The sequence below is a fragment of the Agrococcus sp. ProA11 genome (assembly GCF_039880525.1).
Classification (GTDB): Bacteria; Actinomycetota; Actinomycetes; order Actinomycetales; family Microbacteriaceae; genus Agrococcus; species Agrococcus chionoecetis.
In genome coordinates this window covers 1685958-1699007 of sequence record NZ_CP156989.1, presented here as the reverse complement: position 1 = coordinate 1699007, position 13050 = coordinate 1685958, and the positions used below count along the sequence as shown (strand labels likewise).

General features: G+C 69.3%; 10 protein-coding genes and 1 tRNA gene. 10 read left to right on the top strand and 1 reads right to left on the bottom strand.

Annotated elements, in window-relative coordinates; translation table 11 throughout:
- The first annotated feature begins 90 nt into the window (after positions 1–90).
- From ABG090_RS08195 to ABG090_RS08170, 6 genes are all read left to right on the top strand, one after another.
- Positions 91–1533: a glyceraldehyde-3-phosphate dehydrogenase gene (locus ABG090_RS08195; RefSeq protein ID WP_347753999.1), complete on the top strand. Its 1443-nt coding sequence runs from the start codon at positions 91–93 to the stop codon at positions 1531–1533.
- A 141-nt stretch (positions 1534–1674) separates the two neighbouring features.
- Positions 1675–2166 carry an FBP domain-containing protein gene (locus ABG090_RS08190; RefSeq protein ID WP_347753998.1) on the top strand — a complete coding sequence of 164 codons (492 nt, stop codon included), beginning with the start codon at positions 1675–1677 and terminating at the stop codon, positions 2164–2166.
- 66 nt (positions 2167–2232) lie between these two features.
- Positions 2233–3429: an acetyl-CoA C-acetyltransferase gene (locus tag ABG090_RS08185; protein ID WP_347753997.1), complete on the top strand. Its 1197-nt coding sequence runs from the start codon at positions 2233–2235 to the stop codon at positions 3427–3429.
- A 22-nt stretch (positions 3430–3451) separates the two neighbouring features.
- Positions 3452–4939, top strand: coding sequence for a peptidase S10 (locus ABG090_RS08180; RefSeq protein WP_347753996.1), 1488 nt, complete (start codon positions 3452–3454; stop codon positions 4937–4939).
- 72 nt (positions 4940–5011) lie between these two features.
- A tRNA-Pro gene (locus tag ABG090_RS08175) sits at positions 5012–5085 on the top strand.
- 166 nt (positions 5086–5251) lie between these two features.
- Positions 5252–5983 (top strand): hypothetical protein, encoded by a 732-nt coding sequence (locus ABG090_RS08170; RefSeq protein WP_347753995.1) that lies wholly within the window; start codon positions 5252–5254, stop codon positions 5981–5983.
- Positions 5984–6166: 183 nt separating this feature from the next.
- Here ABG090_RS08170 and ABG090_RS08165 read toward each other — a convergent pair whose 3' ends face one another.
- Complete coding sequence (locus tag ABG090_RS08165) at positions 6167–7060, bottom strand: Lrp/AsnC family transcriptional regulator (RefSeq protein ID WP_347753994.1); 894 nt, start codon at positions 7058–7060, stop codon at positions 6167–6169.
- A gap of 209 nt (positions 7061–7269) precedes the next feature.
- Here ABG090_RS08165 and ABG090_RS08160 point away from each other — a divergent pair, with 209 nt between their 5' ends.
- The 4 genes from ABG090_RS08160 (at position 7270) to ABG090_RS08145 (ending at position 13049) form a co-directional block, all read left to right on the top strand.
- A complete protein-coding gene (locus ABG090_RS08160; protein ID WP_347753993.1) occupies positions 7270–8607 on the top strand; it encodes an MFS transporter in 1338 nt (445 codons plus the stop codon).
- The gene (locus tag ABG090_RS08155) at positions 8604–10220 is read left to right on the top strand and encodes a thiamine pyrophosphate-dependent enzyme (protein ID WP_347753992.1); all 1617 of its coding nucleotides are present in this window, start codon (positions 8604–8606) and stop codon (positions 10218–10220) included. The genes ABG090_RS08160 and ABG090_RS08155 overlap by 4 nt, the downstream gene beginning before the upstream one ends.
- A 50-nt stretch (positions 10221–10270) precedes the next feature.
- On the top strand, positions 10271–11230 hold the full coding sequence (gene speB, locus ABG090_RS08150) for an agmatinase (RefSeq protein ID WP_347753991.1): 960 nt from the start codon (positions 10271–10273) through the stop codon (positions 11228–11230).
- 91 nt (positions 11231–11321) lie between these two features.
- Positions 11322–13049 carry a carbon starvation protein A gene (locus ABG090_RS08145; protein WP_347753990.1) on the top strand — a complete coding sequence of 576 codons (1728 nt, stop codon included), beginning with the start codon at positions 11322–11324 and terminating at the stop codon, positions 13047–13049.
- Position 13050 lies beyond the last annotated feature (1 nt).

The window sequence follows — 13050 nt, the reverse complement described above, 5'->3', positions numbered from 1 at the left end:
TTCCGCTGAATTTTCACCTCTGTCACGTTGGTGGCAACCTCACGCGCGATCTGGCCGAGTGGCGCCCACTCGCTTGCCTATCGTGAAGATGTGCCAACCGCTGAACCCCTGCCCGTCGACAGCGCCCACCAGGCGTGGCTCGACCGCGTCGCCCTTGCCGAGCAGGCCGTGCCGATCCTCGGTCGCCTCTACCGCGAGCGTGACGTCGTCACGCACGTGCATGGCAAGAAGCTGGTGAATCAGTCGCCGATCGACATCCTGAAGGCACACAAGTGGGCGCGCCGCGTGGGCGAGCGCGTGCTCGACGTCGAGGACTCGATGGCGGTGCTGCGCATCGCCGATGAGATCGAGCTGCGCGGCGTCTCGCTCGATCTCGGCAGGCTGCTGGTCGACGCGCCCGCGGACGGCTTCGAGGACTGGGTGCGGCAGCAGCTCGCCGACCTGCCCTCGTGGTCGCAGGACGAGCCGACCGACGTCGTGCTCTACGGCTTCGGCCGCATCGGTCGGCTGCTCGCGCGCATCCTCATCGGCCATGCCGGCAGCGGCCTCGGCCTGCGCCTGCGGGCCATCGTCGTGCGCAGGAGCGGTGACGACGACCTCGAGAAGCGCGCCAGCCTGCTGCGCCGCGACTCCGTCCACGGCGCCTTCCTCGGCACCATCGACGTCGACCGCGAGCAGAACACGATCCTCGCGAACGGCACCCTCATCCAGGTCATCTACTCGGATGACCCCACGGCGGTCGACTACACCGAGTACGGCATCCAGCGCGCGATCGTCGTCGACAACACGGGTCGCTGGCGCGATGAGGATGGGCTCGCGCAGCACCTGGCCCGTCCGGGCGTCGAGCGGGTCGTGCTGACCGCGCCCGGCAAGAGCCCGCTGAAGAACATCGTCTTCGGCGTCAACCACGAGACGATCGGCACGGACGACGCCATCGTCACGGCCGCTTCCTGCACCACCAACGCCATCACGCCCGTGCTGCAGATCATCAACGACGCCTACGGCATCGAGCACGGCCACGTCGAGACCGTGCACTCGTACACGAACGACCAGAACCTCATCGACAACTTCCACAAGGGCGCCCGTCGCGGCCGCTCTGCGGCGCTCAACATGGTGCTCACCGAGACCGGTGCCGCGAAGGCCGTCGCGAAGGCGCTGCCCGAGCTCGAGGGCAAGCTGACGGGCAACGCGATCCGCGTGCCGACGCCCAACGTGTCGATGGCGATCCTGAACCTCAACCTCGAGCAGCCGGTCGACCGCGACGCGGTCAACGAGCTGCTGCGCCAGACCTCGCTCACCGGTGCGCTGCGGGCGCAGCTCGACTTCACCGACTCCGCGGAGGTGGTCTCGACCGACTTCGTCGGCAACAACCGCGCCGGCATCGTCGACGGCCTCGCGACCATCGCCACCGGCAAGCACCTGGTGCTCTACGTCTGGTACGACAACGAGTACGGCTACTCCTCGCAGGTCATCCGCGTCATCGAGCACATGGCCGACCAGATGGCCAAGGCCCGGCAGCTGCAGCCGGCCTGACACAGACTTGCCGCCGTCGGGACTCTCCTGGGTGGAAGCCCGGCGGCGGCAAACCCCTTCGCGTTCGTGCACGCACGCATGTGCGGACGTGCGTGCCCTGCCTCCGAGCGTTCGCACGCGCGCATCCGATACCGTCGAAGCATGCGCGAGGTGACAGAGACCGAGCTGCGGGAGTGCTTCGTGAACGCGACGCGAGGCGAGCTCGAGCAGCTGCCGATCCCCGGTCTGCACGAGACCATCTGGGGTGAGCGCGAGTTCCTCGGCTGGCGCGACCCGCGGTTCCGGCGGCTGGGCTACCTCGTGCACTGGCGCGGGGATCAGCTCATCGGCGTCGTGCTGCGCGGTGCCCCCGGCGGGCTGCGCGCCGGCATCGCCGCGATGTGCTCGATGTGCCACTCCACGCAGCCCGCGACGCAGGTGCGCATGTTCAGCGCCCGGCTCGCCGACCTCGACGGCCACACCGGCAGCTCGGTGGGCACCTACATCTGCGAGGCACTCGACTGCTCGCACATCATCCGCACCGGTCCGCCGCATCTGCTGACCGCGGAGCGCCTCGCCTCCAGGTCGGAGGCCCTGCTCGAGCGGGTCGTCAGCTTCACGGGCCGCATCGAGCGCGCCATCCGGGAGCGCTGACGGTGCGCAGGCTCGGCGGCGGACGACCGCTGCACCAAGCACCGACGACAGACCCCGGAGGTCACCATGGCTGACGCCTTCATCCTGGACGCCCTGCGCACGCCCCGCGGCCGTCGCCGCGGTGCGCTCGCCGAGGTGCATCCCGTGCAGCTCGCGGGCGGTCTGCTCGGTGCGCTCGAAGGCCGCGGCGTCGCCGCCGACCGCATCGACGACGTCGTGCTCGGCACGGTCTCGGCGGTCGGCGAGCAGGGCGGCGTGCTCGCGCGCTCCGCCGTGCACGCCGCCGGGCTGCCCGACTCGGTGCCGGGCATGCAGGTCAACCGCTACTGCGCCTCCGGTCTCGAAGCGGTTACGGCCGCCGCCGGTCGCGTGGCCGCGGGCTTCGACGAGCTCATCGTCGCCGGTGGTGTCGAGTCGATGTCGCGCGTGCCGCTCGGCTCCGACGGGGGCCCCTACGCGGTCGATCCCGGCAACCTGGTGCCGTGGAGTCTCATCCCGCAGGGTGTGAGCGCCGACGCGATCGCGACGAAGGACGGCGTCTCGCGCGCCGAGGTCGACGCTTACGCGCTGCAGTCGCAGCAGCGTGCCGCGGACGCCTGGGACGAAGGCCGCTTCTCGCGCTCGATCGTTCCCGTCTCGACGCCTGACGGCATGCTGCTGCTGGATCGTGACGAGCACCCGCGGCCCGACACGACGGCGGGGGCGCTGGCCGGCCTGGCACCCGCGTTCGCGACCTTCGGCACGGCGGGCTTCGACGCCGTCGTGCGGCGCGCGCACCCGGAGATCACCCGCATCGAGCACGTGCACACGGCCGGCAACTCCTCCGGCATCGTCGATGGCGCGGGTCTGGTCGTGGTCGGCAGCGAGGCCTCCGCGTCGTCGCTCGGGATGGCGCCGCGCGCCCGCATCGTGGCGGCCACGTCGGTGGGGTCCGACCCGACGCTGATGCTCACCGGGCCGGTCGCCGCCACCGGGAAGGTGCTCGCGCGTGCCGGGCTCACCCACGACGACATCGACCTGTACGAGATCAACGAGGCCTTCGCATCCGTCGTGCTCCACTGGCTGCGCGAGACGGGCGTCGACCCGGCTCGCACGAACGTCTCGGGTGGCGCGATCGCCATGGGGCACCCGCTGGGTGCCACGGGCGCGATGCTCATCGGCACGGCGCTCGACGAGCTCGAGCGGCGTGACCAGCAGCGGGCGCTCGTCTCGCTCTGCGTCGGCGGCGGCATGGCCTCGGCGATGATCATCGAGCGCGTCTGAGCCCTCGGGTAGGGTCGCTCGGGTGAGTGATGACGCCGCGACGACCGAGACCGCCAAGCCCGCGACCATTGATGCCGAGCCGTCGGTCACCGACGAGCTCGTGACCACGCAGCACACGCTGTCGACACCCGATGGCGAGCTGGCCTACACGGCGCGCGCCGGCCGCGTGGTGCTGTGGGAGGAGAAGGTCGAGGACGACGTCTTCCGCGGCCGCAAGGCCCGCGCGCAGGTCGCCATCGCGTCGTACACGCTCGACGGCGCCGATCCCACGACGCGGCCGGTGACCTTCGCCTTCAACGGCGGGCCGGGCTCGGCGAGCGTGTGGCTGCACATGGGCGTCCTGGGACCGCGGCGCGTGGTCATGGGCGATGCGGGTGAGCTCGCGCCGCCGCCCTACGCGGTGATCGACAACCCGGAGTCGCTGCTGACGGTGAGCGACCTGGTGTTCATCGACCCGGTGTCGACGGGGCGCTCGCGGCCGGTCGAGGGGCAGAAGGCGAAGGACTTCCACGGCTTCACCGCCGACATCGAGTCGGTCGCCGAGATCATCCGCCAGTGGGTCACCGCCGAGGGGCGCTGGCTGAGCCCGAAGTTCCTGGCGGGGGAGTCCTATGGCACCACGCGTGCCGCCGGCCTCGCCCAGCACCTGCAGGAGGGGCTCGGGATGTACCTCAACGGGCTGCTGCTGATCTCGAGCGTGCTCGACTTCTCCACCGCCAACTTCGCGCAGGGCGGCGACCGCGCACACGCGCTCTACCTGCCGTTCTACGCCGCGACCGCATGGCAGCACGGCTTCCACGAGGGTCGCGAACTCGAGGATGTCGTTGACGAGGCACGCACCTACGCCGCTCGCGACTACCCGTACGTGCTGGGGCGCGGCTCGCGGCTCACGCAGGAGGAGCGCGCGGATGCCGTGGCGACGATCGCGCGCCTCACGGGGCTATCGGCGTCGTACGTGGACCGGGCGAACCTGCGCATCGAGCACTGGCGCTACTTCGGCGAGCTGCTGCGCGACCGCGGGCTGAGCGTCGGCCGGCTCGACTCGCGCTTCACGGGGCCGGCGGCGAGCGGCATCGCCGAGCACATGGACGCCGACCCGTCGATGGACGCCATCCTCGGCCCGTACGCCGCCGCGTACCAGCACTCGCTGCACCACGATCTGGGCGTGCGCGACACGGGACCGTTCCACGTGTTCGGCAAGAACGTCAACGAGCAGTGGAGCTACAAGGAGTTCGAGAACGCGCCGGTCTACGTGATCGACAAACTCTCGCGCGCGATGCGGCAGAACCCGCACCTCGCCGTGCACTTCGCCTACGGCTGGTTCGACGGCGCCACGCCGTTCTCGGCCGCCGAGGACTCGGTCGCGCACCTGCAGATCCCCGAATCGCTGCGCGAGAACATCGAGCACCGTTACTACGAGGCCGGCCACATGATGTACGTGCACGAGCCCTCGCGCCTCGCGCAGTCGGCGGATCTCGCCGACTTCGTGCGACGCCGCTCTGGTCGCTGAGGCGGCGCCTGGCGGTGCTCGGATGCGCTAGTCTGTGTTGGTTGCCTTCGGGCACCTCGATCGCAAGATCGACGGGCTGTGGCGCAGCTTGGTAGCGCACCTGACTGGGGGTCAGGGGGTCGCAGGTTCAAATCCTGTCAGCCCGACTGAGAGGTCCCGGAAGCTGAAAGGTTTCCGGGACTTTCTGGTGGGTAAGACGTGATCGGCCACCGAAAATTCATCGCTTCGACGACGATGCTCCGGTTTGTCGAGTCGGACGCTGGCAGAACCGCCTAACGGCGCGATGTGGGTAGCCGGAACTATGGTCCGCCCATGGCGCGGCGACGGACGTACACCGACGAACAGCTCGCGGACGCGATTGCGGCTTCCGAATCATGGCGGGGATGCCTGCGCGAACTCGGTCTTGTAGCGACGTCGTCGGGCGCGATGAGATCACTTCGCTCGCGTGCCGATCAGCTCGCTATCGACTATCTCCATTTTCGGGGGCAACGTCGTTGGACGGACGACGGTCTCCGTGCCGCCGTAGCCGCCTCCGCAACTTGGAGTGATGTAGCTGTACAGCTCAACCTCGGCGGTACGTCGTCCGTTGCCGCGGTCAAGGGCCATGCAGCACGGCTCGGCCTCGACGTCGTGCATCTCTCGCCTCAAGGGAAGACTCCGGTTGCTCCTCCGCAACCGGACGTGAATCGTCTACCTCGCGCCGGATCACTTCTCGCCGCTGCTTGGTACACGCTCTGTGGATTCGACGTGTCGTGGCCACTCGAACCCACGTGCTACGACTTGCTCGTTTCTGGAGCGTCGGGCACTCGCCGCGTGCAGGTGAAAACAACGACCACGCGAACAGGCAAACAGTGGAAGGTCTATTTGTCTACGAGCGGACGCGAGCGCCAGGCATACGATCCGGACGAGATCGACGCGTTCTTCGTGATTGACGGAGAACTCCGCTACTACGAAATCCCGATTGCCGCTGTAGGTGGTCTACACGCGATTCATCTGGGTGCGTATGCCGAGTACCGCGTGCCTGAGGCGAGATCAGCGATGTGACGCCCACTGCCGTCAGCCTTCACTGAGCCGCAAGCATCACGCCGACGCTTGCGACGGGATGGTGGAGCGGAAGCATCGTCGGTCGTTGATCGTGGCGCTGCCAGCCTTGCGCTTGCCGAGTCCGTGGCTCTTCGAGTGACGGCGCAGACGAGCATGTTGCTCGCCGCGGGCCCGGTCAAGGGACTACGACCGCGCGGGCCGCAGGCTGCGCGTGTAGTCCTCCTTCAGCACCGCCAGGTGCAGCCAGGACTCGATGCGCTCCACGCCGGGGTCAGCACGGATGCGCTCGAGGCTCGCGTAGAGGTCTCCCGCCGAGGGCTGGACCAGGGTTGCGACGAGATCGAACCTGCCGACCGTGCGGGTGGCGAAGTCGACGCCGCGCGACTCGCGCAGGGCCTCGATCATCCGCTCGTCGTTGCCACGCATGCTGAGGCCGACGCCCATCGACAGCTGCCGGTGCGCGAGACCGCGGGTTTCGACGGCGCTGATCTTGATCACCCCGCGGCTGATGAGCCGATGCACGCGCGTCGTGACCGCCGATGCGGAGAGCCGCACGGCGTCGCCCAGGGCTCGATAGCTCATCCGCCCATCGCGCTGCAGCAGCTCGATGAGCGAGACATCGGTGTCGTCCAGCGTCACCGCGCCGCGGTACTCCGACACGAAGAAGCCCTTGATGACCGTCGTGTAGACGAGCGTGCTGACCGAGGCGACACCGGGCAGGTCGCGAATCTGACCGAGGCGGTCCTGCAGCTCTGGCATCGACCCCACGCGCAGCTCGGCGACGATGTCGAAGGTGCCCCCGACCGCCGAGACCAGCACCGTGTCGGGCATGCTGCGCAGCTGCGCGCCGACCGGACCGACCGCGCCGTCGGTCTGCACCGACAGGTGCGCGAGCACGTGCTGCCTGAGGAACGACGGATCGACGGCCGCGATGACGCGCACCTCGCCCTCCGCGAGCAGACGGCGCACGCGAGCCGAGACGACCGCGCGAGGATGACCGAGACGAGTCGCGAGTTCGCTGATGCTCGCCCGCCCGTCGTCCTGCAGGGCGCGCACGAGTGCCGCGTCGAGGTCCATCTCTCCACCTCCTCGGAATTCCCGGGATCGCACTGCCGAGCGCGCAGATCCCCGGTAGCAGGCGTCCCACAGCATCACATTGCAGAGGTTCGATGCCACAGACGCGCAGAACACCAGTCTAGCCGCCCATGGACGAACGATCAGTGCTTGGCAGGCCGTCGCGAGACTCGTACGCTCCAACGCAGATCCCCATCCGCAAAGGAGCGGCCATGACTTCGAACGACACGCGGTCCACGACCAGCAGGGCCCGCAGGGCCGGCATCGCGGCCTTCGTCGGCACCACCATCGAGTGGTACGACTTCTACGTCTACGCGACCGCTGCGGCGCTCGTGTTCGGACCGATCTTCTTCCCCAGCGACGATCCGCTCGCCGAGACGGCTTCGGCATTCGCCACCTTCGCGGTCGCGTTCCTCGTGCGTCCCATCGGCGGCATCCTGTTCGGGCACATCGGCGACAAGTTCGGGCGCCGAGTCTCGCTCGTGATGACCCTGCTCCTGATGGGCGTCGCGACGGTGCTGGTCGGCTGCCTGCCGACCCACAGCGACGTCGGCATCCTCGCACCCATCCTGCTCATCGCGCTGCGAGCGCTGCAGGGCCTGGCCGTCGGCGGGGAGTGGGGCGGGGCCGTGCTCATGAGCGTCGAGCACGCACCCGAGAAGTCGAAGACCTTCTACGGCGGCTTCACGCAGCTCGGCAACCCGGCAGGCGCCCTGCTGGCATCCGGCATCTTCGCGATCATGGCGCGCATGGGCGATGACTTCATCATCGACGGCGGCTGGCGGATCCCGTTCCTGGCCTCGATCGTGCTGATCGGCGTCGGCTTCTGGGTGCGCTATCGGGTTGAGGAGTCGCCCGTCTTCGCCAGCAAGGTCGAGGGCCGCAAGCAGTCCATGCCGCTCGCCTTCGCACTTCGTCGCAACTGGAAGCCGATCCTGCTGGGCATCGGCATCCTGCCGATCTCCACCGGCGGCTACTACCTCGCCACCACCTTCGCGACCGCGTACGCCACGAACGAGCCGATCCTGCTGGACGAGCGGGTCATCCTCGACGCCATGACCGTCGCATCGTTCGTCGAGTTCCTGGTGACGCTGCCGATCGCCTGGCTCGGCGACAAGTGGGGCCGCAAGAACATCATGTACATCGGCCTCGTCACGTCGCTGCTCACCTTCGCGCCGTTCCTGCTGATCATGCCGGGCCAGATCGAGCCGCTCATCTTCCTCTTCGCCTCGCTGGTGCGCATCGTGATGAGTGCCACGTACGCGCCGATCGCCGCGATCCTCGCCCAGATGTTCCGCCCGCAGGCGAGGTACACCTCGATCTCGCTGTCGTACGGCTTGGGTGCCGCCATCTGGGCGGGCTTCTCGCCCTGGTTCGCGACCATGCTCGTGCAGTGGACCGGATCGATCTGGTCGGTGATCGTGATGTTCGCCGGCATGGCGGCCATCGCCTTCGCCTGCACGTGGTTCGCGCCGCAGCACTCCGACGAGGCGCCCGTGACCGAGTCGTTCACGCCTCGCACCGACACGACCGCGAACCCGCTGCCGTGACGGGAGCAGCCGCAACCGACGACCGCTACACGGACACCACGGCCCGCGCGGTGCTCGAGACGATCCGCGCCTACGGGGTGACGGCCGTGTTCGGCATCCCCGGCACCCACAATCTCGAGCTCTACCGTCCGCTGCAGGCGCTGGGCATGCGCGCGGTCACCAATCGGCACGAGCAGGGTTCGGGCTACGGGGCCGACGGATGGGCGCAGCAGACCGGGCTACCGGGCGTCGTCATCACCACCTCCGGCCCCGGCCTGCAGAATGCGATGAGCGCCGTCGGCACCGCGTTCTGCGAGTCGCGGCCCATGATCGTGCTGTCGCCGGGCGTCGCGCTCGGAGCCGAGTTCGCCGACGTCGGGACGCTGCACGAGACGAAGGACGCCTCGGCCATGGCCGACGCGGTCGCGGCATGGTCGCGCCGCGTCACGACCGCGGCGGAGGCGGTCGACGCCGTGCACGACGCATTCGCGCTGTTCCGCAGCGGCCGTCCGCGCCCCGTGCACATCGAGATCCCGCTCGACGTGCTCGAGGCAGCGGCCGACGTGCCGAGCGCAGCGCGTGCGGCACGGCCCGCACCCGAGGCAGCGGCGGGCGAGCGCAGCGCGGTGCTCGAAGCCGCCTCGCTGCTGGAGCACGCCGCAGCCCCCGTCATCATCGCGGGCGGCGGCGCGACGAGCGCTGCGCGAGCAGTGACCTCGCTCGCGGAGCGCCTCGGCGCTCCGGTGCTCACCACCCTGAACGGCAAGGGCACCCTCGACGAGCACCACCCGCTCTCGCTCGGCTCGAACCTGCGCCTCGAGGCCGCGCGCTTGGTCGCGGAGGCGGCGGATGTGCTGGTGGTGGTGGGTTCGAAGCTGGGCGAGGCCGAGCTGTGGGCCCCGTCGCTCGAGGCGCGCGGTCGGGTCATCCGCATCGACATCGAGGCGACGCAGCTGCACAAGAACCTGGCGGCCACGGTCGGCATCGTCGGCGACGCGAGCGCCGTGCTCGCGGCGATCCTCGACGCGCTGCCCGACTCGGGCGCGGCGGCTCCTGGCCTCACCGCGGTGCGCGAGGCGATCGAGGCGGAGGTGCGCCAAGCGCTGCCGGAGACGGTGGCGCTCGCGAAGGTGATCGCCTCGGCGCTGCCGGAGGACGCGATCGTCGCCGGCGACTCCTCGCAGATCGTCTACCTGGCGCTGGCAAACGTGCTGCGCCAGTCGCGCCCGCACTCGCTGCTCTACACGCCGACCTACGCGACCCTCGGCTACGGCCTTCCCGCGGCGATCGGTGCCCGCGTGGCGCAGACGCAGCGTCCCGTGGTCACGGTCATCGGCGACGGCGCGCTGATGTTCTGCGTCAACGAGCTCGCGACCGCCATCGAGCAGCGACTCGACCTCACGATCGTCTGCGTCGACAACGGTGGCTACGCCGAGATCAAGCAGAACGAGCTCGATCGGGGCATCGCCCCCATCGGCGTCGACCTCGTGCAGCCCGACTGGGCGGCGCTCGCGACCGCCTTCGGTGCGACGGGCACGCGGGTCGCGACCGCCGCCGACATCCCGGATGCGATCCGAGCCGCGGTCGCCGCCGGCGGCGTGCAGCTCATCCACATCCCGCAGCGGCAGCTCTGAGCGGCCCGGCGACGCCCGCCGCGCCCGCACCCACCAAGGAGGACCAACCCATGACCGAGCCCATCGGCCCCGTCGACGCATCCGTCAACCCCCGCTACTCCGGGATCGCCACCTTCGCGCGCCTGCCGCGCATCGAGGAGGTGCCGCGCGCGGACATCGCCATCGTCGGCATCCCGTTCGACACCGGGGTGAGCTACCGCCCCGGCACGCGGTTCGGGCCATCGCATGTGCGGGAGTCGTCGCGCCTGCTGCGCCCCTACAACCCGGCGCAGGATGCCTCGCCGTTCGCGGACGCGCAGGTCGTCGACGCCGGGGACATCCCGGTGAACCCCTTCGACATCGCCGAGGCGGTCACCGAGGTCGAGCGCGCCGCGACCGAGCTGGGGGAGCGGGCTGACCGGATCGTCGCGATCGGCGGCGACCACACCATGGCCCTGCCGCTCCTGCGGGCGGTCGCGAAGCAGCACGGACCGGTCGCGGTGCTGCACTTCGACGCGCACCTCGACACCTGGGACACCTACTTCGGCGCCCCCATCACGCACGGCACGCCCTTCCGTCGCGCGAGCGAGGAGGGCCTGATCGACCTGACGGCCTCCTGCCACGTCGGCACCCGCGGCCCGCTCTACTCGAAGCAGGATCTCGAGGACGACGCGCGGCTCGGCTTCTCGATCATCACCAGCGAGTACCTGGAGGAGCACGGCGTGGCCGCGGCGATCGAGCGGATGCGCGAGCGGGTCGGTGACAAGCCGCTCTACATCTCGATCGACATCGACGTGCTGGACCCAGCGCACGCGCCGGGGACGGGGACGCCGGAGGCAGGCGGCATGACGAGCCGCGAGCTGCTGCGGATGCTGCGCAGCCTCGCCGACAAGGCGATCGTCGGCGCCGACGTGGTGGAGGTCTCGCCGGCCTATGATCACGCGCAGATGACCGGCATCGCCGCGAGCCACGCGATCTATGAACTGGTGACGCTGCTGTCGCGGCAGAGCGCGCGCCTGCGTCGATCCTGAGCAGATCCGCAGTTTCCACTAGGGTCGTGTGCAAGGCACGAGGGTGCCGGATCGGTTCCGCGACGGTGCGGCGACAGAAGGGGAGAACTCGATGGGTTCCCTGGTGCTCATGCTCATCGGCCTGGCGATGTTCGCCGCCGGCTACTTCATCTACTCCAAGTACCTCGCGAATCGGGTGTACCGGCTCGACCCGGCATTCCGGACGCCGGCTCACGAGCTGCGCGATGGCGTCGACTACATGCCGACGAACAAGTTCATCCTCTGGGGCCATCACTTCACGTCGGTCGCGGGCGCAGCCCCGATCGTCGGCCCCGCAATCGCCGTCATCTGGGGTTGGCTGCCGGCACTGCTGTGGGTGACGATCGGCACGGTCTTCTTCGCCGGCATGCACGACCTCGGCACGCTGTGGGCGTCCATGCGCAACAAGGGCCGCTCGATCGGCGCGCTCTCGGGCCGCTACATCGGCAAGCGCGGCGCCAACCTGTTCCTGATCGTTATCTTCCTGCTGCTGCTGATGGTCATCGCCGCCTTCGCCGTGGTGATCAAGAACCTGCTCATCGGCACGCCGACCGCCGTCATCCCGACCTGGGGCGCGATCATCGTCGCACTGCTCGTCGGCGTCGCCGTCTACCGCATGCGCTGGCCGCTCATCCCCGTCACGGTCGTGGGCGTGGTGGCGCTGTACGGGCTGATCGTGATCGGCAGCGCCAACCCCGTCGTGCTGCCCGAGTCGTTCCTCGGCATGACGCCGGCGACGTTCTGGATCCTGGCGCTGTTCGTCTACGGCGCGATCGCGTCGCTGCTGCCCGTCTGGGTGCTGCTGCAGCCGCGCGACTACATCAATGGCGTGCAGCTCTTCGTCGGGCTCATCCTGCTCTTCGGTTCGGTCGTGATCGCCACGCTGTTCGGCGATATCAAGCCCGACATCGTCGCCCCGATGATCAACATGAACCTGCCAGAGGGCACGCCCAGCATGATCCCGCTGCTCTTCGTCACCATCGCGTGCGGCGCCATCTCCGGCTTCCACGGCATGGTCTCCTCCGGCACGACGTCGAAGCAGATCGACAAGGAGACGGATGCTCGGTTCGTCGGCTACTTCGGCGCCGTCGGCGAGGGACTGCTCTCGCTCGGCACGATCCTCGCGGTGGTCGGCGGCATCCAGTCGACCGCTGCCTGGGAGGAGATCTACAGCTCCTTCGGTGCCGGCGGCGTCAACGCCTTCGTGCAGGGTGGTGGCGCGCTCATGGAGAACGGTCTCGGGCTGCCCGCCGCGCTGAGCGCCACCGTGCTCGCCACGATGGCGGTGCTGTTCGCCGCCACCACGATGGACACCGGCATGCGACTGCTGCGATTCATCGTGCAGGAGATCGGCGACGCGGTGAAGGTCAAGATCGGGAAGATCCCCGCGACCCTCGTCGTCGTGGTCGTCGGCCTCGGGCTGACGTTCTCGCAGGGGCTGGGCGGCGAGGGCGGCCTGCGCATCTGGCCGCTGTTCGGCACCACGAACCAGCTGATGGCCTCGCTCTCGCTGTCGATCATCGCCGTGATGCTCATTCGCAAGCGACGCAACCCGCTGCCGGCGCTCATCCCGCTCGTGCTCGTCTTCGCGATGTCGTTCTGGGCCGCGATCGAGCAGCTCTTCAGCTTCACGGCGCCCGGCAACGAGGACTGGCTGCTGTTCGCGCTCGACGTCGTCATCATCGTGGCGAGCGTGTGGGTGGCGGTCGAGGCGGTCATGGCAATGCGCCGGGCAGCGAAGGCGCCCGCGGAGCTCGAGCACGAGGACGCCGAGCTCGAGACAGCGCGCGAGCGCGTCTGAT

Excerpts from the sequence above, each read along its gene's own strand:
- ABG090_RS08190 (WP_347753998.1), top strand. The coding sequence starts at position 1,675 with ATGCGCGAGGTGACAGAGACCGAGCTGCGGGAGTGCTTCGTGAACGCG.
- ABG090_RS08185 (WP_347753997.1), top strand. The coding sequence starts at position 2,233 with ATGGCTGACGCCTTCATCCTGGACGCCCTGCGCACGCCCCGCGGCCGT.
- ABG090_RS08170 (WP_347753995.1), top strand. The coding sequence starts at position 5,252 with ATGGCGCGGCGACGGACGTACACCGACGAACAGCTCGCGGACGCGATT.
- ABG090_RS08165 (WP_347753994.1), bottom strand. The coding sequence starts at position 7,060 with ATGGACCTCGACGCGGCACTCGTGCGCGCCCTGCAGGACGACGGGCGG.
- ABG090_RS08160 (WP_347753993.1), top strand. The coding sequence starts at position 7,270 with ATGACTTCGAACGACACGCGGTCCACGACCAGCAGGGCCCGCAGGGCC.
- speB (WP_347753991.1), top strand. The coding sequence starts at position 10,271 with ATGACCGAGCCCATCGGCCCCGTCGACGCATCCGTCAACCCCCGCTAC.
- ABG090_RS08145 (WP_347753990.1), top strand. The coding sequence starts at position 11,322 with ATGGGTTCCCTGGTGCTCATGCTCATCGGCCTGGCGATGTTCGCCGCC.